We start from the raw sequence: 24,141 nt of genomic DNA, 5'->3' as shown, positions 1-24,141 counted from the left end.
CATGCACTACGACAGCCGTATCACGGGCGACACCATCACATGTGTTTTTACACCGGAGCGTAACCTGATCGCCCCGGTTTTTTGTTTCTCCGGCATGGGCCCATTTGAAGCTGTTTCAGGCGGAACAGTGATGAAAACGCTGGGCAGCTATACAGAGATTGCCTTGCCAAATTTGGCGGCGGGTGACGCCTATGAACTGGTGATCCAATATGCTGGTGGCTTTAAGCCGGCCAACCGCGCTTGGTTGCCATTGGGGCCGTATTTGCGGAGCGGAAAAGAGATCATCGCATTGCCCATCCCTGAGTCCGGGTGCCGTCCGCAAGTTTTGCCAGATCTCGGGCCGGTTGAAGGTTTGCCTTTGGTGCCCCAACCACAGAGTTGGGCTGCCTCCGAAGGTGTTTTGGAGACCTCTGGATTCGTCTGTGACAGCTCTGCGTTTGAAAGTGCGGCGGGTTTGGCTACGCGCCGTGGTTGGCCTTTTGTTGGTGAGACAGAGGTCAAAATTGAACACGCAGATTTGTCGGAAGACGCCTATGAGCTGGAGGTGTCCACCGATGGTGTGATCCTGCGTGCCGGCGGCTTTGGTGGCGAGTTCTACGGTGCGATCACCTTGTTGACTTTGCTGCAACACGGATCACTTCCCTGTGGCGTGATCAAAGATGCACCGCGGTTTGCCTGGCGGGGACAGCATTTGGACACCGCCCGTCATTATTATGAGCCGCAGACCATTCTGGACCTGCTCGATCTGATGGCGCTGTTGAAATTCAACCGCTTCCATTGGCATTTTGCCGATGATGAAGCTTTCCGCCTTGAGATCGAGTGTTTTCCAGAGCTTTGGCAGAAAACTGCGCTGTGCGGCGAAGGGCATCTTTTGCCAGCGTTGTTCTCCGGAGCAGTGGAGGCCGGCGGCAGCTATTCCAAGGACACCGCACGCAAAATCATCGCGCATGCCAAGGCGCTCAACATCGAAGTGATGCCAGAGATCGAAGTGCCCGCACATGCGATTGCGCTGACCCATGTGTTCCCCGACTTGCGCGACCCAAGCGACAACGGGGCGGAGGTCAGCGTGCAGGGCTACAAAGGCAACGCGGTGAACCCGGCGATTGCCCGGACTTGGGATGTGCTGGAAGGTATCATGGCCGAAGTAGGCGCGTTGTTCCCGTTCAATCATCTGCATCTGGGCTGTGACGAATTGCCGGAAGGCACCTGGATGGGCAGCCCGTTGGCGCGCGATTTGATGCAGCGTGAAGGTCTGGAAACCACCGACGATTTGCAAGGTTGGATGATGCAGAAGTTGGGCGCAAAGGCAGTGGAAAACGGTCAGCGGCCTTGTGCTTGGGAAGAGGCCGCCAAAGGCTCTAACGGCGGCATTGCCAATGGGGCCATCCTGTTCAGCTGGACCGGCCAAGGGCAAGGTTTGGAAGCGGCCCGCAACGGGTATGACGTGGTGATGAGCCCGGCACAGCACATCTATCTCGATATGGCCCACACCAGTGACAAGGACGATTGGGGGGCCAATTGGGCTGCGTTTGTCTCACTTACGGACACGATCAACTGGGAGCCAGTGCCGGATGCAGACCTCGCAGAGCGCATCATTGGGGTGCAGGGCACTTTTTGGTCTGAGTTCACCACACAGGATGATCAGCTTTGGCCGATGCTGATGCCTCGCATGTTGGGGGTTAGCTCCAAAGCTTGGCAGGTCGAGTGTGTGGGAGCCGACAACCTGATCCGCTTGGCGCGCGTTTACAACGGCCTACCGGGCGCGGAGGCTTGGACTGGATAAAATGGGGAAACTGGTGCCGCTGATAGGACTCGAACCTACGACCCCGTCATTACGAATGACGTGCTCTACCAGCTGAGCTACAGCGGCGCCGACGCGGTGTATAAAAGTGCGCTTTCGTCATGACAAGCCAATTTCAAAGCGCGCGCTTCGGTGCGCGTTTTTTTGTGTCCGGCGGATGGACTAAAAACCGAGGTATTCCGAAGATTTCTGTAAATCAAATATGTTTCGTCAAGACACCTTTAATGTCTTTCCGCCTATTTTGAAGGGACGCTGCAGCGAGGCGCCGTCCCGGCTGGGAGATTTGGGCGCGTGTTACGACGGTTTGGTCACTTTGATTTGAAGAGGGTTTGGTATGCATAGTGATGACGGCGCGCTGCTCTTCGTCGAAAACGTCTCACAGTCCTTTCGCCCGGCCAAAAGTGGCTGGTTTGGATTTACGCCGGAAACCCGGCCAATCGCTCATGTATCTTTGCGTGTCGCGCCGGGTGAAGTGGTGGGCGTTGTTGGAAAACAGGCCGCCGGCAAAAATACATTGTTGCGTACTATTCTCGGTTTGGTGAAGCCTGAAACTGGCCGAGTCACGTTTTTGGATCAAGACATTGCCACCCTGACCAGAGCGGACAAACGCAAGCTGCGGCCCCTGATGCGGCAGGTGACTCCGCAATCGGTTGCTCAACTGGATGTGAGCCAAACACCATCGGCTCTGCTGAGAGAGGCGTTGTTGGAGGCCCAGGTGACCCATTCGGACGCGCAGGAGCTGCGGACAAAAGAGGCATTGCGCCTGGTCGGATTGGATCATGTGGTGGCGCAAAGCGACGTTGAAGACCTGTCCGTGTTTCAGCAGCACCTTGTGGCGATTGCTCATGCGATCGTGACCCGGCCAAGTCTTGTGGTGGTTCAGGACCCGGCGCAAGGGTTGGATGTGTCGGTGCAGGCGCGGCTTCTGGATCTGCTTCTAAAACTGCAGGACGAGCTACAGCTAAGCATGGTGATTTCAAGCACGGATATTGTGATGTTGGGGAGCCTCTGTGACCGGTTGGTTGTGCTGCGCTCCGGCGAGATTGTCGAAGAGGGGCTGGCGCAGCAGTTGTTGGAAGCCCCACAGCATGAGCACACCCAGTTGCTGGTGCAGCAGGCGCGGGACAAAGAGCAGGCAGCTTGATTATTCAGCTGTGAGTTCCTGTCTCCCCTGTGCGGTGAGGTGCCAGACACGCCCGTTCTCAAACAGAGCCGTGGTGACCGCACGATCATAGCCTGCGCCGGTATCCAGATTCACGCGATTGCCAAAATGCTTGGGATGATCAATTGGCGTGTGTCCATGCACCACCAACCAAGGATGTGGGTGCGGATAGGTCAGAAAATCTTCTCTGATCCAGCACAAATCGTCTTCCAATTGATCTGCCAGTGCCACGTCCGGGCGGATGCCTGCGTGTACAAACAATAGCTCCTCGTGTTGCTTGTAATAGGGCAAGTTGGCGAGAAAGTTGACGTGGTCTTTGGGCACCGTGGCGCGTGCGGCGGCATGAATTTTCGACAGGCGTGCTTCGGCATCAAAGTGCAGCCCATAAGACGCAAGAGTATCGCGCCCACCAAGCCGGTCATGCAGCCAAAAGAGATCCGGCCGGAGACGCATGTCCACGCGGGGGGATGGCTCCAAAAAGTAGCGGAACATGCGGTCATGATTGCCGTTCAAAACGCTCCAGTTTCGACCCTGTTCCAGCCCCTTAAGCACAAAATCAATCACGCCTTTGCTGTCAGGTCCACGATCCACTAGGTCGCCAAGAAACACAACTTCTGCATCCGGTCCGCCATCCGCAACGATACGCTCCATAACCGCTTCAAGCTTGTCCAGATGTCCGTGAATATCGCCAATGGCATAAATAGGTTTGGTCATAAAAATTGCCTCAAATTTCTGGGTTACAAAACCAAAAAAACGCCGCCCCCGAAAGGGCGACGCTTGCAAAACTTCGGTGACATGGCCGCTTAAGTGACGTCAAACACCAGAGGTTTGATCTGCCGGAACATATCGGTTTCCGCCAGCTTGGCACGGGCGTCCGCGGGCACAGGTTCGTCGACATACAGAAGTGCGATGGCTTCGCCGCCCACATCGGCACGGCCCAGGGTAAAGTTCGCGATGTTCACGCCGTTTTCACCCAGGGTCTGACCCAGTGTACCGATGATGCCTGGCACGTCCTCGTTGGTGGTGTAGAGCATGTTTTCACCCACTTCGGCGTCGATGTTGATGCCTTTGATCTGGATGAAACGTGGCTTGCCATCAGAGAACACGGTGCCGGCAATGGAGCGTTCGCGTTTGTCAGTCACCACGGTCACTTTGATGTAGCCATCAAAGGTGCCGGACTTGTCCTGGTTGGTGGTGGATATCTGAATGCCACGCTCTTTGGCGACAACTGGCGCGGAGACCATGTTCACGTCCGGGTTGGCCTTCTTCATAATGCCCGCGACCACGGCGCAGTTCAGCGCGGCGAGGTTCATGTCAGAGACTACACCGTCATACAGGATGTTGATGGCTTTGATGGGCTCGTCAGTCATCTGACCGGAGAAAGAGCCGAGATGTTCCGCTAGCTTGATCCATGGGCCCATGACCTTGGCTTCTTCCGCAGTCACGGATGGCATGTTCAGCGCGTTTTCCACGGCGCCGGTCAGCAGGTAGTTGGACATCTGCTCGGCCACTTGCAGCGCCACGTTTTCCTGCGCCTCAGTTGTTGCCGCGCCCAGGTGCGGGGTGCAGACCACGTTTGGCAGGTTGAACAGAGCGTTTTCTTTGGCAGGTTCTTCTTTGAACACGTCAAAAGCTGCGCCCGCGACGTGGCCGGATTTCAGCAGCTCAGCCAGCGCCTCTTCGTCAACCAGACCACCACGGGCACAGTTGACAATGCGCACGCCTTTTTTGGTTTTGGCGAGGTTCTCGGCCGACAGGATGTTGGCGGTCGCGTCTGTGAACGGCACGTGCAAGGTGATGAAGTCGGCACGTGGTAGCAGCTCTTCGAGCTCCACCTTTTCCACACCCATTTTGTCGGCTTTTTCTTCAGAGAGGAAGGGATCGTAGGCGATCACTTTCATCTTCAGGCCACGGGCACGGTCACAGACGATGCCACCGATGTTGCCTGCGCCGATCACGCCGAGGGTTTTGTTGGTCAGCTCGGTGCCCATGAACTTGGACTTTTCCCATTTGCCAGCGTGGGTGGATTCGCTGGCCTCGGGAATTTGACGCGCAACGGCGAACATCATCGCAATCGCGTGCTCGGCGGTGGTGATCATGTTGCCAAACGGCGTGTTCATCACGATCACACCTTTCTTGGAGGCGGCTTCTTTATCAACGTTGTCGGTGCCGATGCCGGCGCGGCCGATGACTTTCAGGTTGTCGGCTTTTTCCAGCAGCTTGGCAGTGGCTTTGGTGGCGGAGCGGATCGCCAGACCGTCATATTGACCAATCACTTCGGCCAGCTTGTCTTTGTCCTTGCCCAGGTCAGGCATGAAGTCGACGTCGATGCCGCGGTCACGGAAAATCTGAACGGCAGTTTCGCTGAGTTTGTCGGATACGAGTACTTTGGGAGCCATGTTGAGCGTCCTTTGATGTCGGGGGCCGGTGGTGGCCTGAATGGGTGTGGTAGGGTCGCGCCTGACCCTGGGTGGGTGCTGAAAGCGCCCTCCCGTGGGGAGGGTCGGGCGCGGCCCGGCGTGGCCGCCGGGCACAATGGTCTTACGCTTGTGCGGCGATCTCGGCCTCAAAGGCCCAAGTCAGCCATGGCAGCATGGCTTCAAGATCCGCAGTCTCAACCGTGCCACCACACCAGATGCGCAGACCAGCTGGCGCGTCGCGGTAGGCACCGATGTCCAGCGCGATGTTTTCGGCTTCCAAACGTTTGGCCACGGCTTTGGCAAAAGCGGCGCCGTCCTGGATGCGGTCATCGGTGAACTTGAGACACACAGAGGTGTTGGAACGCGTTGCGTCATCTTCGGCCAGATTGGCGATCCAGTCGTTGGCGTCGCAGAAATCAAACACGGCTTTGGCGTTGGCGTCGGCGCGGGCGATCAGGCCTTTCAGACCGCCCTCAGAGCGGGCCCAGTTAAGTGCGAAGAGGTAGTCTTCGACGGCCAGCATCGACGGCGTGTTGATGGTCGCGCCGGTGAAGATGCCTTCGATCAGCTTGCCGCCTTTGGTCAGGCGGAAGATTTTTGGCAGGGGCCAAGCAGGCGTGTAGCTTTCAAGACGATCCACCGCACGTGGGCTCAGAACGATCACACCATGCGCCGCTTCACCGCCGAGCACTTTTTGCCAGGAGAAGGTGGTCACATCCAGCTTGTCCCATGGCAGGTCCATGGCGAACGCAGCAGATGTCGCGTCACAGATGGTCAGACCTTCGCGGTCATCCGCGATCCAGTCCGCATTAGGCACGCGCACGCCGGAGGTCGTGCCGTTCCAGGTGAAGACAACGTCGTTGTTTTTGGTGTCTACACCGACCAAATCGACGATCTGACCATAGTCAGCGGTTTTCACCTTGGCATCGATTTTCAACTGTTTCACCACATCAGTGACCCAGCCTGCGCCAAAGCTTTCCCATGCGAGCATTTCAACTTTGCGCGCGCCCAGAAGGGACCAAAGCGCCATTTCGACCGCGCCGGTGTCGGATGCTGGTACGATACCGATGCGGTAATCTGCGGGGATGCCCAGAACGTCGCGGGTGCCTTCGATGGCGTCCTTCAGCTTGGCTTTGCCAACAGCTGCGCGGTGGCTGCGACCCAGAGCGGCGTCGGCCAGTTTTGTGACATCAAATGTAGGGGGTTTGGCACATGGGCCAGAGGAAAAACGCGGGTTGGCCGGCCGCGTAGCCGGTTGCTGAGTAGCCATCAATGCTATCCTTACAGATAAATGCCTCTCGTTGGGGAGAGGTGTCCCACGGACCGAGATAGAAGGGATGCTGCGACTGCACAACAGGGAAAATGTGGGGTTCCGACAGTTTGCGCATCAAAAACGACTCGTTTTGACCACTATCGGAAACACGCAAGCTACTTAGACAGGCATCTGATTGCACCGGTTACAATCCTTTGCTGGCGCAGGGCGGCTTGTCGTGGTCTATGCAGCGTCAACTCATCACGCGCTGACCAACCGAGGACCTTGATGTTTACTGCCACGCTTCTGACTTCACCAACTTCTGCCAATTTGGACCCTGCTCTGGTTGATAACCTGCGCAATGCCTGGGGTGGAGGTGATGCGGTTTGGCTGGCACCGGATGAGGCGGCGGAGTTTAGCGTGCCTGAGATGCCAGACAACCGGTGGGACGTTTGGGCGGACCTGCAGAAGATGGGTGTGGACCTAGTGGTGCTGCCTACCGAGGGGCGCCGCAAGAAGATGCTGTTGGCGGATATGGACAGCACCATGATTGAGCAGGAGTGCATTGACGAGCTGGCTGGCGAGGCGGGTGTCGGTGAGCGCGTGAAAGACATCACCGCGCGCGCGATGAACGGCGAGTTGGATTTTGACGGCGCGCTGACCGAGCGGGTTGGATTGCTCAAAGGTTTGAATGAAAGCGTGATTGGCAAGGTGCTGGCTGAGCGGATCACCTTTATGCCGGGTGGCAAGGCGCTTTTGGCAACCATGAAGGCGCAAGGCGCCTATGCGGCATTGGTATCTGGTGGGTTTACCGCCTTTACCGCCAAAGTGGCGAACGAACTGGGCTTTGATGAGAACCGCGCAAATACGTTGTTGACCGAAGGTGGTAAGCTGACCGGTGACGTGGGGCGGCCAATCTTGGGGCGTGAGGCCAAGGTACAAGCGCTGAAAGAGATTACTGAACGCCTTGGGCTTGCACATGATGACGTGATGGCCGTTGGGGATGGGGCCAATGATCTTGGCATGCTGGGTCTGGCAGGTGCCGGTGTCGCGCTGCATGCCAAACCTTCGGTGGCGGCGGAATGTGACATCCGCATCAACCACGGGGATTTGACCGCGCTGCTCTATATTCAGGGCTACGCCAAATCTGACTTTAAAGGCGTCTGATCTGTGCTGGAATTTGGACTTGAAGGGCTGCTGATCCTTTTGGCAGCAGGGTTTTTTGCGGGGTTTGTGGACGCCATTGCGGGCGGTGGCGGGCTGATCACTTTGCCGGCGCTGATGATTGCCGGTGTGCCACCGGTGGCCGCGCTGGCGACCAACAAGATCCAGGGCATGTTTGGCTCGGGTACAGCGGCGTACTCCTATGCCAAAAGCGGCTTGGTGAATCTGCGGGAACAGCTTTTACCAGCTGGTTTGGCCTTTGCTGCCTCGTTGGCTGGGGCGTTGCTGGTGTCCGTACTGCCCACAGACTGGATTCGTCTGATCCTGCCGGTCCTGTTGATTGGCATCGCGCTGTTCTTTGCCTTTCGCAAAGACCCAGGTGACATAGACAAAACCGCACGCCTGTCGCCGCTGGCCTTTACCTGGACTGCAGTACCCTTTGTTGGGGCCTATGACGGCCTGTTGGGACCGGGTGCGGGCAGCTTTTATATGATCGCCTTTGTGGCGCTTGGCGGCTATGGCATTTTGAAAGCCACAGCCCACACCAAGCTTCTGAACTTCGCCTCCAATGTAGGCGGCTTGGCTGGCTTCATTCTGGTGGCTGAGCCGCTTTGGGCTATTGGGTTGGCGATGGGCGTGATGCAGATGTTTGGCGCTGCGCTGGGGGCCAAGATGGCAATGGCCAAAGGCGCAAGGCTCATCCGTCCGTTGTTGGTTGTGACGTCGATGGTGTTGGCGTTGAAGCTTTTGTGGGACGTGCTGTAAGGCGAAATCCGTTGGTGCATTGTTCACGAGACGGATGTCCTCACAAGCCGTTCTTTGCGACCCAATTTCTGACGAACACACCATAATGGGTTGTTATGAATGGAATTTGCTTATCTTTAGGTTGCAGTTTTGTGCTGTGCATTGTTTGTCTCTGCAGTGCAGAAACATTTACAAATCTTTCATAATAAGCGACACGGGAAGCAATCTTCCTAGCTCTTACAAAGTCATAGTTGAATGAAAACAGTTTCCATATACGCCGCGCCGCTACTGGTCGCTGGGCTCATCACCTTGGCTCAGATGTTTGGGTTGACCTGGGCAGACGCCGGTTTGGCCGTGTTTACCTTCTTGCTGCATGCGCCTTCTTTGGTGCCCGTGCGCACCATTCGACAGAGTGTTGGGGCCAAACTGGGAGCCTTCCCAGAGACGCCGTTTTTTGCCTTTATCTTTCTGGCTTGGGGCGCGGCGGCCATCCTATATGGCTCTGCGGCTTATGCTTTGACCGCCGGGGCCGTGTTTTCTGTGTCGGTAGGGATTCAATTTGGCGTTGTTCGGGCGATTGACCTGATCGTGAAGAAAGTCCGGACCGTTGGTGCGCATAACCCCAACTTTCAAGCCAATCGTCTTATGAACTTGCTGAAACGTATTACGTTTGTGATGCGTGCGGCCACCGCAGGACTCTCTTTTCTGGTTCTCTGGAGCTTTATGGCCGGCGGTGAAGGCGCCATCTGGTGGCTTCCAATTGCGGTCCTGGCCCCAATTCTCTCCGTACTGGCAACCTATGGCAACGGTCAGAACTTGCTGGCCTTTGCCAAGCAGGCTGCGGAAACCGCAGATGAAACCATAGCCGCGGCCTGTGCCGACAATCCGCCGACTTGTGCGATCTACTACTCCTCCGCGAAATCATCGCGGCATCACCAACTGGCACCGACAATTGCACGCCTCAAAGAGGCTGGAGTTGTCACGGCATTGATGAGTCGGGAGCAACATTCCACGGACGCATGTCGGGCGGCCAATCCCGACCATTTGTGGCGGGCTTACACGCTTGATACCTTGGATACCTTCGCGCAGCCTTCTGTGAAAGCGGCCTTGTATCTAAATGATGCTGCCAAGAATACGCATTTCATTCGTTTCAACGAGATGGCGCATATCCTTGTGGCACAGGACGCGCCGTTGTCCAGCCTCAGACGGTTGCGCTCAAACATGGCGGTTTATGATGCCATTGTTGCACCGGATGCGCAGGTGGCCGCGCTTTGGCGTCGGTCCTCTGATCCAGAGGTGGCGTCCCGTGTGGTAGTGGTTGATCCAAATGCGGTTCCTTTGCCGGAGCTCGCGCCAGACAAAGCCACGTATTCGACGCTTGCGCTGTGTTTGGAACCCGGCTCCATGCCGGCCCAGGATATGTATCACAGCGTCGAGGTCCTCCGGTCCATTGTTCGTTGGGTTGAAGCTGATCCTGCCCGGCGTTTGATGGTGTCCTGTCAGGCGGATCCCGATGTGGAAGAGACCCCTGTTGAGGTGGACGCCGCCTATTTGGCGCTGCGCCAGGTTCTGAAGGCAGAAGCGGAGACCTCGGAACAGGTGACGGTTCTGGAGGGGGCGGAGACTCTGGTGCGTTCCACCGGTGATATTCTGATTGGCACCGGCACCGATGATTTGTGGAGCTATGCCCAATCCAAGCGGCCTTTGCTGCTTTTGGGGCCGTGGTCAGAGCGGACCGACGGTCGACAGCTTTGGGGTATTCAAGAAGATGTATTTGCGCAGTTGGATGCCGCCACAAAGGGCGCTCACGTCCCTGCACCTGAAACATTTAAACGTCAAAGATTTAACTCGCTTGCAACGCTTATTGAGGGCGTTTCAGAGACCAAGCAGACAGGAGTCTAACCTGTGATTTTGTTAGTAGTTTTATTGTGCCTAATAGCTTTGATTGAGTTGGCGTGTGTTAAGGTGCATCGCAAATCGGTAATAGATACACGTGTGTCCACATTAAAAAGCACTGACTATTCTGTGCAGCGCCGTTCCAAAATAATGGCAATGGCGCAAGGAGGAGCGGCCGCTTTTGTGTTGGTGCTTGCCGAAGTCCTTAAAATCAGCCCAATCGCTTTGGTTGTTACATTTCTTTTTTATGCGGGCATTCGTGCCGGCACCGCGTTGGAAGATCGTGCCACCGCGAAGGATTCCCGTGCTTTGCGCTTAAGCAAACTCTTTGTGGCCCGGGAAACATCAGATGCACGGTTCGCGTTCTTTTTCTCGGCCCCGCGTCCCCAGGACATTTATCATGTGACGATGTGGCTAGAGGCCCTCAAATCAGTTGGGCACAAATTTCTTGTGGTTGTGCGTGAACAACAGCACCTTTCGGAAGTGCCCGTGTCTCAAGAGTTTGAATGCGTGACATTTGCCGGATTGCCGGTAAGCCAACGTTTGCTGCCGGCCTCCTGTCGCGCAGTTTTTTATGCCAACAACAGTATGTTCAACATCGATGTCATTCGTGGGAACACAACGATGGAGCATGTGCAGTTGTTGCATGGGGATAGTGACAAACCCCCAAGTTTTAGTCCGGTGTCCAAAGCCTACAACAAGTTGTTTGTGGCTGGTCAAATGGCGGTTGAGCGGTATGCCAACAACAATGTTGCCATTGCTCCGGAGCGTTTCAAGATTGTTGGCCGACCTCAAATTGAGCCTCAGGATGTCACTCCGAACAATCGCAAAACTGTTGTGTATATGACCACATGGGCCGGCAACTTTGAGGACTCCAACTTTTCGTCATTCAGTCAGTCGATCAAGATTTTGAAAACTGTTTCTGAGCATGGAGGCGTGGATGAGATCATTTTCAAGCCGCATCCCGTGTCGCAAAAAGACCCGAGCTGGGAGAGCATCCGCACGCAGTTTTTCGATTTGGCACGGACGGCCAAGATACCGATCAAATGGGCTGAACCCGAAGAGAGTCCGTTTGAGCTTTATGCCAAGGCAGATGTTCTGATCTCCGATATTTCCTCGACCATCATTGACTATCTGCACGGTGGCAAACCTTACATTGTGACCAACCCGCAAGGATTTTCGGATGAGGTTCTAAAGAGCTATCCGTCGGTGGATGGTGGTTACATGTGTTTGCAAAATGCTGACAACGTGGCTGATCTGGTCAAGTTGGCATTGGATGAAGACCCGTTGGCTGAGGAACGAGAACGGGTGCGGCAGTTTGCCTTTGGCGATCTGGATCGTCCTCGTGGCGAAGCATTCCGGGAGGCGTGCTGGGAAATTATCAGCAAGCCCGTCAAGTCGATCGAACAAGAGTAAATGCATTTCGCGGGCAGGCGAGCCGGGATCTTTGTAAAGAAGCTTCCTGCGCGGCCTCCACGCCCGAGGAGACCAAACCAACAAAATATGGTACGCTGACCATGCGCGCGGCCCTGCGGGCGGTGCGCATGTTTCAGGACTTTCAAGACAGTTTATTGTTGGAGGGAGACGCACCATGCCCAAATTTATGTTTATCTATCACGGTGGCGGGCGACCGGACACGCCAGAAGAGGGCGAGCAAGTCATGGCGGCCTGGATGAAATGGATGCAAGGCATCGGAGATGACTTGGTCGATGGCGGCAATCCGGCTGGCATGTCCAAGACGGTCACAGTGCACGGTGTGTCCAATGATGGCGGGACCAACCCGGTGTCGGGTTACACTTTGGTCAACGCCGCCGATATGGATGCAGCCTGCGAGATCGCCAAAGGGTGCCCCATACTCGAACATGGAATGGGCACCGTGGAGGTCGCAGAGGCGATGGAGATGTAAGGCGGCCGGCGGGCCGCCTTTTTGATTAGGTCAGCGTGGAGGCGGCGCGCATCACACCTGTCTGCAAGCCATCCCAGTTGCGGATCGGCGCATCGAGGTATTTTTGTGCCTCAGGATGGTTTGGGTCCAGCACACCCAGTTTCACCAGAATAGCCGCCAGGGCGTTTTCCGAGGCGCGGGTGGCGCCGTCGATGATTTTGAGCGCCACACCCAGCTTCTGTTCCGGCAACATGGCGACAAAATATGCCTCCGCACCGGTTTTGATCGCCACAGTGTGTCCCATGGCCCGCATCAGATTGGTGCAGGCGCGGCCTTCGCCTGCCACGTACTCAGGATGCTTTGCCATTGCAGTGCGCAGACGCGCCGCAGCGGTTTCGCGGGTGCCATTGCCTTCGCGCGCCGCTGCGTAAAACGCCATGGCGCGGGCCATGCCTTTGAGCGTGCTGGCGTGGTTGGGGGCGGAGCAGCCGTCAATGCCATAGCCCGCGCTGTCCTCATGGGTCAGTTCTTCATGTGCGGCTAAAACAGCCTTTTGCACCGGATGATCAATGTCAGTGTAAGCGCCACTTGTGCCCAGGTGCTTGGACAGGGTCAGAAAACCGGTGTGCTTGCCGGAGCAGTTGTTGTGCACGCGGCACACGGGGTCGTTACAGCGGATCAGGTCGTCGCGGATGCCAAGGTCACGGGGTTCTTGTGGGCCACAAATCAGGTCGTCATCACTAAACCCCTGCGCAGCCAACCAATCGTTGACCATGTCGTTGTGAATGGCAGAGCCATTGTGTGAGGCGCAGGCCAAGGCCAGATGTTGGTCCGTCAAGCCTGCCGCATCCGCCGCGCCGCTTTCCACCAAAGGCAGTGCCTGTATCATCTTGGAGGAGCTGCGTGGCAGCACAATTGCGTCCGGATCACCCCAGGCATGCACGATATCACCATCGACATTACAGACAACCGCATGGCCGGAATGCATGCTTTCCAGGATGTCTCCCCGCCAGATTTCGGTCATAGGTACGGCTTTGGTCATGATTTCTCTCGCAATTGTTGGCAATTTTGTGCCAACGGGTCTTTCGCGCGGCAACAAACATGGGCTAAACTCTGCGCATCGCGTATAACAATGTCCAGCCCACTTCAAATGGTGCAAAGCCAGCGGGCGGACGACAAGAGGCAATACACAGCTTGGAGGCTGTAAAGAGCATGACATCACGTTTGGTGAAAGCGCTGGCTGTGACCGTGACTGCGGTTTGGGGCGGTATGGTATCGGCACAGGCGACAAGCGAAAATCAGGTCAACGCCATTACTGACTGGAGCGTCTTTGAGCACAAAGACAGCAGCAAGCGGGAATGCTGGGCGGTGAGCACGGCCAAAGAGAGTGTGAACACACGGGGCGGACAGGTTGTTGCGGTGCGCCGCAGTGACATCCTGCTTTTGGTATCGTTTGTGCCAACCTCTGACGTGGCTGGGCAGGTGGGCTTCACGGGCGGCTATCCTTTTGCGGGCGGCTCCACCGTGGATGTGACCATTGATGGCCAAGCTTTTGTGATGATTACGGATGGTGAATGGGCCTGGCCAGCGTCGTCTGGCGATGATGCCAAGATGGTTGCAGCGATGAAGCGAGGCGCAGATGCGACGTTTAACGCCCGCTCTTCTCGTGGGACCAAGACCAGCGATACGTTTTCACTGCGTGGCTTTACCGCCGCTGTGGAAGACGCAGAGAAGCGCTGTAAATAAACGCTTCGAGTCAATCGAAGCAGGGCCTCTGCCAAGGTCCTTAACTGCCTGACATCGCCACCATGGGGGAGGCTGATCGGATCAACCGGTCAGCACGTTAGCCATGGGAGAGCAGACAATGGCACAGGCACAACAGGCAGAAACGCGGATTCCCGCGCAAGACATCACCGATCTGGAACTCAGCTGCGTGGCCCGTGGCACCAAGGTTGCCACCCGTCGCGGCGAAGTTGCCGTAGAGGAGCTTCTTGCAGGAGATGAAGTGGTCAGCCGAGACAAAGGTCTGACACCGATACGTTGGATTGGCCGATTGTCAGCGATCAATGCGTCAATCAAAGTGCCCGCGGGAGCTATGGGACGCCGTGTGCCCGCTCGGGATTGCTGGCTCGCGCCCAATGCCCGTTTGTGGATGCAGGGCGCTGAGTTTGAAGATGCTTTTACCTGCCGCGAAGTGCTTGTCCCTGTCAAAGACCTTGCGGGTTGGCGTGGGATCACAGAAGACCTTGGAAGGCCGTCGGAGTTCTTCCTAGTGTTGTGTGACACCCCAAGTGTGATGATTGTGGATGGTATGCAGGTGGAGATGCGTCATCCCGGCGCGTTGATGTCTTTGTTTGAGCAGGTTCAGGCGGATGAAATGGCCGACCTGTTTCCAGAGCTTCTTGCCATGGATGCCAAATCAGACAAATGGCGCCGCCGCTTGGACAAACATGAGGCGGGCCAAGTGCTTGACGTCAAAAAACGCGCTTGATCGGCGTTAGACCATTTCCGCCGTAGGCAGTAGGGCTTTGCGAAGGTGGCTCGCTTGGACCGTGTAATGTGTCATCGTCATTGCGGATGTGTCCAGAATCGCGACCAGATCCAACAACTCCGGATAGCGTGCCGGGTCGAAGGCTTTGCCGGCCTTCTGGGCGTCCTCCATAGTGGCCCATTCCACCTCGTCTATCCAATCGCCGTCTTGGGTCACAGCAATCCGGCGTCCCAAAAAGCCGGTCTGAGCTTTGGCAAAGCTCTGAGATTTTTCCCAAGCGGCGACAGCCTGTTCCGTGGTGGTGCCGGATTTGAGGCGATAGCGTACAATTTCGATAACGGACATGGGGCTCTCCTGAAGTATTGTTGATGTCCGTGACGGTATTCCACAGGCCCCTGTCAGGTTTTGTCAGTTGGTTTGCCGTTAGCCACAATTTCTGTCGATATTTGCAAAACGCCTTAAATGGTGTATCTGCAGCGCTTGAATTCCCAGATGAGTCCCAGAGCCATGAGTACCTCCGCGCCAATCACGCAGGACGTGATGACCATTCCCCGCAAGCTGCCTGAGGGCGGCAAGATCAACCTCGTTGGGTTGACGCGTGAGCAAATGCGCGATGTGCTCATTGAGAATGGCACCAAAGAGAAGCAAGCCAAGATGCGCGTTGGCCAGATCTGGCAGTGGATCTATCAGTGGGGCGTGCGTGATTTTCACGAGATGACCAACCTGTCCAAATCCTATCGCGCTGAATTGGATGAGGTCTTTGAAATTGCCATACCTGAGGTGATCACCAAGCAGGTGTCTGAGGATGGCACGCGCAAGTACCTGGTGCGTATCGCTGGCGGTCATGAAGTTGAAGTTGTCTATATCCCTGAAGATGGCCGTGGCACGCTGTGTATCTCCAGCCAGGTTGGCTGCACGCTGACCTGTTCGTTCTGCCACACCGGCACTCAAAAGCTGGTTCGTAATCTCACGGCAGCGGAAGTGATCGGCCAAGTCATGATGGCACGCGATGACCTCGAAGAATGGCCAGTGCCCGGCGCGCCGAAGGATGAGACTCGTCTGTTGTCCAACATCGTACTGATGGGCATGGGCGAGCCTCTCTACAACTTTGACAACGTGCGGGATGCTATGAAGATCGCGATGGACCCGGAGGGCATCTCTTTGTCACGCCGTCGGATCACCTTGTCGACCTCTGGCGTGGTGCCGGAGATTGCCCGCACAGCAGAAGAAATTGGCTGTTTGCTGGCAATTTCTTTCCACGCCACAACGGATGATGTGCGCGACGTTCTGGTGCCAATCAACAAGCGTTGGAAAATTGACGAACTGCTGCAGTCATTGGCGGATTACCCAAAGGTCTCCAACTCAGAGCGCATCACATTTGAATATGTGATGCTCGACGGGGTGAATGATTCCGACGAAGACGCGCACCGTTTGATCGACCACATCAAGCGCTACAAAATTCCGGCGAAGATTAACCTGATCCCGTTTAATGAATGGCCGGGCGCGCCGTATAAGCGCAGCTCCAATAACCGCATTCGCGCCTTTGCCAATATCATCTACCAAGCGGGCTATGCCTCCCCGATCCGTAAGACGCGCGGAGAGGACATTATGGCAGCCTGTGGTCAGTTGAAATCAGCCACCGAGCGCGCCCGCAAGTCGCGCAAGCAGATCGAGGCAGAGACGGGGCTGTCCAGCTCTTGAGCGAAGTCTGCTGATAGCGCTATAAAATACAAGATTAATGAATTTTTTACCCTGCTTGCATTGGTGAGCAGGTCCAGCGTATCCAGAACAGGTGAGCAGGGGAGCCAGCAAATGCAGCCAGAATACAAGGCCGTAGCGCGTCAGTCGCTGCTGTTTAGCAGTATGCCGGAAGACGACGCGGAGATGCTGCTGTCGTCGGCGCATATCACAGAATATGACCGCGGCCAGACCATCTTCCTTCAAGGGGAGAAGGCCACGGCGATCTTCATTGTGATCTCTGGCTGGGCCAAGCTTTACCGGATTGCGCCAAGCGGCACCGAGGCGGTTGTGGGCGTGTTCACCCAGGGCCGTAGTTTTGGCGAAGCCCTTGCGTTTCGCGGCGATGTTTACCCTGTGTCCGCCGAGGCTGTGACCTCTCTGAAACTGATGCGGATTGAGGCAGACGACTACCTGCGTCGCATCCGTGAAACTCCTGAGGCGGCAATCTCCCTGTTGGCCTCCACCTTCCGACATTTGCACAGTCTTGTAGGCCAGATTGAAGCGCTAAAAGCGCGGACAAGTGCGCAGCGCGTGGCCGAGTTCTTGTGTGAACTCAGCAATGCAGAGGAAGGGTCCTGCGAGGTGGTCTTGCCTTACGATAAGATCCTGATTGCAGGGCGCTTGGGGATGAAACCTGAGAGCCTCAGTCGTGCTTTTGCGCGCCTCAAATCGGAAGGCGTGCAGATCAAACAGAACCTCGCGAAAATCGAAGACATCGAGCATCTGCGCATCTATTGCGAGGAAGACCCAGCTCAGGCGTGGACGCGCTGAAGCTTTAGAGCGAATCCGCCGCCGTAATGCGCCTGAATGTCCGAAAACTGTATTCTGGCGGCATGATTTTTCAGGCATCAAAATCAACCAAAAGTAGTTTATTGCTCCCTTTGAACATCAATTAGGTGTGTGGAAAATATGCGGAGAAAATAGACGTTTTGTCTCTAAGGCATTGTTTTATTGAGTTTTTTGTAATCATCTCGCATTTTCGTGAGCGCTGTTGACTAATGTCAAGTTGACGCTCGCTTCTTAGGCGCATTGTCCGCTTGCCTCACCAAGCAAACGGAGAGTGATCATGTCACTTGGAACCACCCAAAAAATCCGCAAGTCGCTCGGGATTGGCCTGGCCATGATGCTCGGCAGCGTTGCTGTACCAGCTCTTGCCGAAGCCCCGACGTTGAGCGAAGAGAAATTCGAAGCATCAAAGCAAAAGTATTTCGAACAATGCGCAGGTTGCCACGGCGTATTGCGCAAAGGCGCAACCGGTAAGAGCCTTGAGCCTGTCCTGAAAGTTACAAACGCAGACGGTTCCGTCACTGAGACGGGCACGCTGAAGCTGGGCCAAGAGCGCCTGGAAAAAATCATCGCCTGGGGTACTGAAGGCGGTATGAACAACTTCTCGGACATCATGACCGAAGAAGAAATCAAAGACATGGCGACCTACATCATGATGGATCCGCCCAAGCCGCCAGAAATGTCGCTTGAGCAGATGAAGCAGACTCGCAAAGTGTATGTCGAAGAAGCCGACTACCCAACCGAGCCGCTGCATGGTCGTAACTGGGAAAACTTCTTCGTCGTGATCGAGCGTGACGTGGGTAAAGTGGCTGTGATTGATGGCGACACCAAAGAGGTGCTGACCCACATCCCAACCGGTTACGCTGTGCACGTTCTGAAAGCGTCTGAACACCACGCTCTGGAAGAGCCTGAAAACCCAGGTCGCTTCTGGTACACCATGGGCCGCGACGGCAAGATGACCAAGATCGACCTCTGGCAGACCCCAGACAAGATGTTGGTTTCCGAAGTCAAGATTGCCTACGACGCACGTGACGTGGCCGTTTCCGGCGACGGTAAATACGTGATTGGTGGCGGTTACTGGCCTCCTCACTTTGCCATCGTAGATGCGAAGACCATGGAACCGGTGAAGGTTGTCTCCACACGTGGTACCAACGTTGATGGTGAATACGTAGAAGAAGCCCGTGTGGCCGCGATCTACACCACACCAAACGAGCCAACCTGGATTGTTGCGGTGAAAGAACTCGGCCAACTCTGGCAAGTTGATTACACCGACATGGACAACATGCGGATCGACAAGATCAACTCCGCGAAGTTCCTGCACGATGGCTTCTTTGACCCAACAGGCCGTTACTTCCAGATCGCTGCCAACGCGTCCAACAAAATGGTCGTTGTTGACACCGAAACCCACGAACTGGAAGCGATGATCGACACCGCCGCCCTGCCCCACCCTGGCCCAGGTGCGAACTGGATCGACCCGAACTGTGGTCCGGTAGCGGGTACAACCCACCTTGGTGTTGGTGCTGTGACTGTTTGGGGTAACGACCCAGAGAACTATCCGGATCAGGCTTGGAAAGTCTGCTACGAGACCGAAACCGATGGTGCAGGCCTCTTTATCCGGACACACCCAGAATCTGACTACATCTGGGCTGACCAGACCAAGCACCCTGAGCCTGAGATTCAGCAATCGGTGCAGGTCATCAGCAAAGAGACTGGTGAGATTGTGAAAACCATCCAGATCACCGAAGACGAAGGCTCTGCCGCTGTGCACTTCGAATTCAACCAGGATGGTACCGAGGTCTGGGTCTCCAAATGGAACCTGTCTGACTCGCTGGAACCAAACGGTGAGATCGTGATCTTCGATGCCAAAACACTCGAAGAGATCGGCCGGATCAAAGGGCTGTTTGCCCCAACCGGTAAGTTCAACGTCTACAACCGTTCGAACCACGTGACCTAAGGGTCAGATCGAAAAATCCCAAAGGAGGGGCGGGCCAGGCGCCCGCCCCTCTGTTTTTCGCCGGTCCAATACAAGGACCGACCCACAGCCAAAACGGAGCATGGACATGTCAAAGTCCGATGACCAAGAGCCAAAAGCCCCAATTTGGCGCCGCTATTTTATATGGGGAATGCCTCTTGCAGGTATCCTAGGCGTCTTTGTGGCCGGCATTATCTTCTGGGGTGGTTTCAACACCGCCATGGAAGCCACCAACAGCAAAGAATTCTGCGTCTCCTGTCACGAAATGAATGACTTTGTGTATCAGGAATACCAAGGCACAATCCACGACGTGAACCGCTCCGGTGTCGGCGCGGTTTGTTCGGATTGCCACGTGCCCAAAGACTGGACGCACAAAATTATCCGTAAGATCAAAGCCTCTCGTGAAGTGTGGGGCAAGATCACCGGCACCATCAACACGCGTGAGAAGTTTGAGGCCAAACGTCTGCATCTGGCGATGAACGAATGGGAGCGGATGAAAAAAACCGACTCCATTGAGTGTCGGAACTGCCATGACTTTGAAAGCATGATGCCTGAGTTCCAAAAACCACGGGCGCGGGCGCAGCACTTGAATGCGATGAAAACCGGTCAAACCTGTATTGATTGTCACAAGGGTATTGCCCACTCCGACGCGCGTGATCGTGCAGACGAGGAGTATCTGGAGGTGCTGGAGTCGCCAAACCCAGAGTTTATCCGCGAAGTGCCAGCCGCCTATATGGAAAGCCTTGCACGGGTTGAAGCCAAGGAAGCAGAAGAAGAGGCCGCGAAGAAAGCAGAAACAGCTGCCGCTAAGGAGAAGCTGAAGTCTGCGGTTGCTGCGGCACGTGCGGATGAGCGCGCCAAGGTGGAAGCAGAACTGGCCGCTGCCAATACCGGCGGAGATGCTGCTGCAGCCCCGGCTGCCTCTGGTGACACGGTCGGTGCCAACGTCAATTGGGACGGCGTCGATAGCGCGGATCTGACCCTGTTCTATCCTGGTCAGGCCTCATTTGAGTGGGTGCAAAACGGCAGCACACACGGCGGTGCCCGTCCGCTCACCAAAGGCGGTGATCAATGCACCACCTGTCACGCCAAAGAGCTGGAAACGATCGGGAATAAGATTGTTGCTGGCGGCGGCGGCAAAAAGGACGAGCTTGAACCAACGCCAATTCCAGGCAAGCGCGGCACCATTCCGGCCACGTTGCAAGCGGCGCATGACGGAGAAAACGTCTATTTCCGTCTGCAATGGGAAGAGGCAGGTCACAACCCTGTGCCCTTTGTCGACGGTGGCAAGATGGACCCCGACAACCAGATCAAGGTGGGCATGATGATCACTGGCACCGGCATTGAGCTTGGTGAGCAGGTTGGCTGCTGGGCAACTTGTCACGCAGACAACACCTACATGCCGTTTGATCCGGGCGCCGAAGGTATTGCCGCCAATGCGGATGCCGCTGGTCGTCTGAATGTGAGCGACTCAATCACCAAATACCTGACCGAGAGCCGTACCAAGGTGGAAGTCAAAGGTCGCCGTGGCAAGGCACAGGGTGGCTGGGCCAACCTGAAGGAACAGGGCGAAGTGGATCAGCTGCTGGCAGATGGCACCTTCATGGACCTGATGCGTGTCTATGCAGATGGCACGTCGGAAAATGGCTACCTGCTGGAAAGCCGGACGGTGAACAAAGGTGAGATGGCGGGCGAAGCCAATCTGTCCGCCGATGGCACCTGGACGGTGACGTTCTCCCGACCTCTCGCTGGTGGCGAAGGTGATGTCGCGCTGGAAGCTGGCAAAACCTACACCGTCGGGTTTGCCATCCACGATGACTTCTCTGACGCCCGTTTCCACCATGTTACGCTCAATTTGGGCCTGGCATTGGACAGCGCAGATGCTGACATCAACGTTGTTGGCCAATAACATCCAATGCGGCGGCCAAGAAATTGGCCGCCGTTTTTCCGTTTTAATTGGAAGGAAATCTGATGTTTATGCGGAAAACCGCTCCAATCCTCCCTCTCGTTGCCGCGCTTGGCGCGGCGTCATCTGCGTTTGCGGAGGAGGATACGGCAGCGCTCTGTGCAGAGGCTGAAGAGCGCTATGTCGAGATGTTCGGTGCCCCGTCAGCTGACGCTGAAGGTGTGGTTGTGGTGAAGATGTACAAATACAATTTCTGCCCCGCCGCCATCACAGTGCCGGTTGGCACAACTGTGCGCTGGGCCAATGTCGATAAGCGCACCAGCCACAGCGTAAAAGTGCCAGATGAGCCTGAAAGCGATCGTGCTTTTCCAGAGGAGGTGATCGAGTTCACCTTTTTGACCGAAGGTGATCAGGATTATCTTTGCGGCCCCCATTGGGAGACTCAGAAGATGATTGGAATGGTCACGGTGGTGGCAAAGTAATCATCTGAAAAACCACATTTTCAATTGATGTTTTTGTCAATGAAATAAGGCGTCCCAAAAGTGGGGCGCCTTAGCATATGTCAAGGAATCATCACGCTATTCCCGCCAATTTGCTCTCATAAACCGGCCCAAGCCTCACCCGCTGGCAATGTCTCGTAAGTGCGCATTTTGCGCCGTCTTTGCCTGTGTCGTGTGGTGATTAGCCAGCCACAAGATGACGAGCGAGAGAGATATGACCGGTAAAGTTTACCTGATTGGCGCAGGCCCCGGAGACCCGGAGCTGATGACCGTAAAAGCCATCCGTATGCTGAAAGAGGCGGACGCCGTGGTCTATGATCGGCTTGTCTCTGACGAGATCATTGCCATGGCCAACCCGGACGCCAAGATGATCTTTGTGGGCAAATCCCCCAAATGCCACACAGTTCCCCAAGAGCGCATTAATGAGATCCTTGCGGAAGAAGCGCTCGCAGGCCGCACCGTCGCGCGGCTCAAAGGCGGCGATCCTTTGATCTTTGGCCGTGGGTCTGAAGAAGCGGCACATTTGATCGAACAGGGCATCGAAATTGAATACGCCCCCGGCATCACAGCGGCCCAAGGTGCCGCCAGCGTGACCGGTGTGCCGTTGACCCATCGTGGCCTCGCAACCGGCGTACAATATGTCACCGGCCACCGTCAGGCTGATAATGCGCTGGATCTCGATTGGAAAAAACTGGCTGATCCGGACACGACGTTGGTGGTCTACATGGGCGTCGCCAACATCGGCCAGATTGCTGTTGGTCTCATGACCGAAGGCCTTCCCGGCTCCACCCCTGTTATGGCGATTTCACGTGTCTCTGCGGCGGATGAAAGCCGCATGGTGTCCACGCTCAATCGCGTGGCACAGGACACCCGCGATGCAGGCCTGAAACCGCCAACACTCTTTGTCATTGGTAAGGTTGTCTCGCTTTATGACACTGCTTTGTTGAGCCAGGAAATTGAGGTCGCCGCCCATGCGTAACCTTCTGGCATTGCTGCTCCTTGCAGGCACCGCTGCTGCCGGGGAGCCCACGTTGGACCCGGTCAAGCTGGAGCGGTTTGTACTGCAGGATTGCGGCTCGTGCCATGGGTTGACGCTGAAAGGCGGTCTGGGGCCGGACATCCGGCCTGAGACCATCGAACACTACGACGCCGAGGGGCTTAAGACCGTGATCCTCGACGGTATTCCGGACACTGCGATGCCGCCATGGCGCCCCCTCCTCACGGAGGAAGAAGCCACTTGGATTGCGGACTATTTGTTAAAAGGAAAGACACCATGAAAAGCCTGATTTCCGCTCTGGCTATTGCCGCCGCTCTGGGCACTGCTGCCTTTGCAGAGACCATCGCCACCGGCGATCTGGGTCTCATCATCGAGCGCGCCAACGGATCCGTGCTTCTGGTGGATCAATCCGAGCGCGCCTCTCTGGCCCGGATCGAAGGGCTGGGGGATCTGTCGCACGCCTCGATGGTTTACTCCTCGGATGAACGCTACGCCTATGTCTTTGGGCGTGATGGCGGCTTGACCAAAGTTGACATCGTGGAGCGCAAGATCGCCAACCGCGTGGTGCAGGCCGGCAACTCTATTGGCGGCGCCATTTCGGATGACGGCAAATTGGTTGCCGTGTCCAACTATGAACCCGGCGGTGTGCGTATCTTTGATGCCGACACGCTGGAATTGGTCGCAGACATTCCGACAGACAGCAAAACCATTGGTCTTGTGGACGCACCGGGGCGCCGGTTCGTCTTTACGATGTGGGACACGGGCGAGACCTGGATTGCTGATCTGTCGGGATCCGAGATGCAGATCACCAAAATCCCTGACATGGGGGAAAACCCCTATGACGCGCTGATCACCGGCAACGGGCGCACCTACATCACTGGCCTATTTGGCGAGGATGGCCTGACCGCGCTGGACCTTTGGGAAGACGATCCCAAACCGATCCGCGTGTTGCCAAATTATGGCCGCGGACAGGAAGAAATGCCGGTTTACAAGATGCCACACTTGGAAGGTTGGGCCTTAACAGGGTCTGAATTTGTCCTGCCAGCAGTCGGCCACCACGAGGTTCTCTGGATCGATGCCAACACGCTGGAAGAGACCGCGCGCACAAAAACCTACTCGCAGCCGGTGTTTGCCATGGCGCGGCCGGATGGGCGTCAGGTTTGGGTGAACTTTGCACACCCAATGAACGACACCATTCAGGTGATCGACAGCGTGAGCAAAGAGATCATCCACGAGTTCAAGCCGGGTCCCGCGGTGTTGCACATGGAATTCACTCCACGCGGCCACGAGATTTGGCTGAGTGTGCGCGATGAAAACAAAGTGAAGGTCTACGACACCCACTCCTTCGAGCTGCTGCGCGAGATTGATGCGGACAGCCCCTCGGGTATCTTCTTCACCGCGCGTGCGCACCGGACGGGGCTCTGA

Annotated in this window: 22 protein-coding genes and 1 tRNA gene; 17 read left to right on the top strand and 6 right to left on the bottom strand. The window is 56.1% G+C overall.

The features are described from left to right. Position 1 precedes the first annotated feature (1 nt). Positions 2 to 1,783, top strand: a complete 1,782-nt coding sequence (locus Q0955_RS06665; RefSeq protein ID WP_299421600.1) for a family 20 glycosylhydrolase — start codon at positions 2 to 4, stop codon at positions 1,781 to 1,783. 11 nt (positions 1,784 to 1,794) lie between these two features. On the opposite strand, the gene Q0955_RS06660 is transcribed toward Q0955_RS06665, so the two are convergent. Then, positions 1,795 to 1,870 (bottom strand) — tRNA-Thr (locus Q0955_RS06660). Positions 1,871 to 2,135: 265 nt separating this feature from the next. On the opposite strand from Q0955_RS06660, the gene Q0955_RS06655 reads away from it, so the two are divergent. Beyond that, positions 2,136 to 2,945 carry an ATP-binding cassette domain-containing protein gene (locus tag Q0955_RS06655; protein WP_299421598.1) on the top strand — a complete coding sequence of 270 codons (810 nt, stop codon included), beginning with the start codon at positions 2,136 to 2,138 and terminating at the stop codon, positions 2,943 to 2,945. Here Q0955_RS06655 and Q0955_RS06650 read toward each other — a convergent pair whose 3' ends face one another. From Q0955_RS06650 to Q0955_RS06640, 3 genes are all read right to left on the bottom strand, one after another. Beyond that, entirely contained in the window at positions 2,946 to 3,677 is a 732-nt protein-coding gene (locus tag Q0955_RS06650; RefSeq protein WP_299421595.1) for a metallophosphoesterase family protein, read from the bottom strand. 89 nt (positions 3,678 to 3,766) lie between these two features. Beyond that, positions 3,767 to 5,362 (bottom strand): phosphoglycerate dehydrogenase, encoded by a 1,596-nt coding sequence (gene serA / locus Q0955_RS06645; protein WP_299421592.1) that lies wholly within the window; start codon positions 5,360 to 5,362, stop codon positions 3,767 to 3,769. A 142-nt stretch (positions 5,363 to 5,504) separates the two neighbouring features. Further along, a complete protein-coding gene (locus tag Q0955_RS06640; RefSeq protein ID WP_299421589.1) occupies positions 5,505 to 6,653 on the bottom strand; it encodes a phosphoserine transaminase in 1,149 nt (382 codons plus the stop codon). 270 nt (positions 6,654 to 6,923) lie between these two features. Here Q0955_RS06640 and serB point away from each other — a divergent pair, with 270 nt between their 5' ends. The 5 genes from serB (at position 6,924) to Q0955_RS06615 (ending at position 12,345) form a co-directional block, all read left to right on the top strand. Continuing rightward, positions 6,924 to 7,802, top strand: a complete 879-nt coding sequence (gene serB / locus Q0955_RS06635) for a phosphoserine phosphatase SerB (RefSeq protein ID WP_299421587.1) — start codon at positions 6,924 to 6,926, stop codon at positions 7,800 to 7,802. 3 nt (positions 7,803 to 7,805) lie between these two features. Beyond that, entirely contained in the window at positions 7,806 to 8,564 is a 759-nt protein-coding gene (locus tag Q0955_RS06630) for a TSUP family transporter (RefSeq protein ID WP_299421585.1), read from the top strand. Between the two features lie 234 nt (positions 8,565 to 8,798). Beyond that, complete coding sequence (locus Q0955_RS06625) at positions 8,799 to 10,445, top strand: hypothetical protein (RefSeq protein ID WP_299421582.1); 1,647 nt, start codon at positions 8,799 to 8,801, stop codon at positions 10,443 to 10,445. Between the two features lie 3 nt (positions 10,446 to 10,448). Then, positions 10,449 to 11,855 carry a CDP-glycerol glycerophosphotransferase family protein gene (locus Q0955_RS06620; protein ID WP_299421579.1) on the top strand — a complete coding sequence of 469 codons (1,407 nt, stop codon included), beginning with the start codon at positions 10,449 to 10,451 and terminating at the stop codon, positions 11,853 to 11,855. Positions 11,856 to 12,030: 175 nt separating this feature from the next. After that, the gene (locus Q0955_RS06615; RefSeq protein WP_299421577.1) at positions 12,031 to 12,345 is read left to right on the top strand and encodes a hypothetical protein; all 315 of its coding nucleotides are present in this window, start codon (positions 12,031 to 12,033) and stop codon (positions 12,343 to 12,345) included. A gap of 25 nt (positions 12,346 to 12,370) precedes the next feature. Here the strand turns inward: Q0955_RS06615 and Q0955_RS06610 are convergent, their stop codons facing one another. Then, complete coding sequence (locus Q0955_RS06610; protein WP_299421575.1) at positions 12,371 to 13,366, bottom strand: asparaginase; 996 nt, start codon at positions 13,364 to 13,366, stop codon at positions 12,371 to 12,373. Positions 13,367 to 13,536: 170 nt separating this feature from the next. Between Q0955_RS06610 and Q0955_RS06605 the strand changes: the two genes are divergently transcribed. Further along, the gene (locus Q0955_RS06605; protein WP_299421572.1) at positions 13,537 to 14,070 is read left to right on the top strand and encodes an invasion associated locus B family protein; all 534 of its coding nucleotides are present in this window, start codon (positions 13,537 to 13,539) and stop codon (positions 14,068 to 14,070) included. A gap of 118 nt (positions 14,071 to 14,188) precedes the next feature. Next, positions 14,189 to 14,815: a Hint domain-containing protein gene (locus Q0955_RS06600; protein WP_299421569.1), complete on the top strand. Its 627-nt coding sequence runs from the start codon at positions 14,189 to 14,191 to the stop codon at positions 14,813 to 14,815. Positions 14,816 to 14,821: 6 nt separating this feature from the next. On the opposite strand, the gene Q0955_RS06595 is transcribed toward Q0955_RS06600, so the two are convergent. After that, a complete protein-coding gene (locus Q0955_RS06595) occupies positions 14,822 to 15,160 on the bottom strand; it encodes a hypothetical protein (protein ID WP_299421567.1) in 339 nt (112 codons plus the stop codon). 162 nt (positions 15,161 to 15,322) lie between these two features. On the opposite strand from Q0955_RS06595, the gene rlmN reads away from it, so the two are divergent. The 8 genes from rlmN to Q0955_RS06555 all read left to right on the top strand — a co-directional run bounded on the left by rlmN (position 15,323) and on the right by Q0955_RS06555 (position 24,141). Beyond that, positions 15,323 to 16,516 carry a 23S rRNA (adenine(2503)-C(2))-methyltransferase RlmN gene (gene rlmN, locus Q0955_RS06590; protein ID WP_299421565.1) on the top strand — a complete coding sequence of 398 codons (1,194 nt, stop codon included), beginning with the start codon at positions 15,323 to 15,325 and terminating at the stop codon, positions 16,514 to 16,516. A gap of 111 nt (positions 16,517 to 16,627) precedes the next feature. After that, positions 16,628 to 17,326 carry a Crp/Fnr family transcriptional regulator gene (locus Q0955_RS06585; protein WP_299421562.1) on the top strand — a complete coding sequence of 233 codons (699 nt, stop codon included), beginning with the start codon at positions 16,628 to 16,630 and terminating at the stop codon, positions 17,324 to 17,326. Positions 17,327 to 17,621: 295 nt separating this feature from the next. Continuing rightward, positions 17,622 to 19,295: a cytochrome D1 domain-containing protein gene (locus Q0955_RS06580; protein ID WP_299421559.1), complete on the top strand. Its 1,674-nt coding sequence runs from the start codon at positions 17,622 to 17,624 to the stop codon at positions 19,293 to 19,295. A 169-nt stretch (positions 19,296 to 19,464) separates the two neighbouring features. Then, positions 19,465 to 21,222 (top strand): NapC/NirT family cytochrome c, encoded by a 1,758-nt coding sequence (locus tag Q0955_RS06575; protein ID WP_299421558.1) that lies wholly within the window; start codon positions 19,465 to 19,467, stop codon positions 21,220 to 21,222. Positions 21,223 to 21,290: 68 nt separating this feature from the next. Further along, positions 21,291 to 21,701: a plastocyanin/azurin family copper-binding protein gene (locus Q0955_RS06570; RefSeq protein WP_299421556.1), complete on the top strand. Its 411-nt coding sequence runs from the start codon at positions 21,291 to 21,293 to the stop codon at positions 21,699 to 21,701. A gap of 232 nt (positions 21,702 to 21,933) precedes the next feature. Further along, positions 21,934 to 22,698, top strand: coding sequence for a uroporphyrinogen-III C-methyltransferase (gene cobA / locus Q0955_RS06565; protein ID WP_299421555.1), 765 nt, complete (start codon positions 21,934 to 21,936; stop codon positions 22,696 to 22,698). Beyond that, a complete protein-coding gene (locus tag Q0955_RS06560) occupies positions 22,691 to 22,996 on the top strand; it encodes a cytochrome c (protein WP_299421553.1) in 306 nt (101 codons plus the stop codon). The genes cobA and Q0955_RS06560 overlap by 8 nt, the downstream gene beginning before the upstream one ends. Beyond that, positions 22,993 to 24,141, top strand: a complete 1,149-nt coding sequence (locus Q0955_RS06555) for a cytochrome D1 domain-containing protein (protein ID WP_299421551.1) — start codon at positions 22,993 to 22,995, stop codon at positions 24,139 to 24,141. Before Q0955_RS06560 ends, Q0955_RS06555 begins: the two co-directional genes overlap by 4 nt.

Source organism: uncultured Shimia sp. (assembly GCF_947493595.1).
Classification (GTDB): domain Bacteria; phylum Pseudomonadota; class Alphaproteobacteria; order Rhodobacterales; family Rhodobacteraceae; genus Shimia.
Note: the sequence above shows the minus strand (reverse complement) of the source record. Positions and strands in the feature narration are given on the sequence as shown.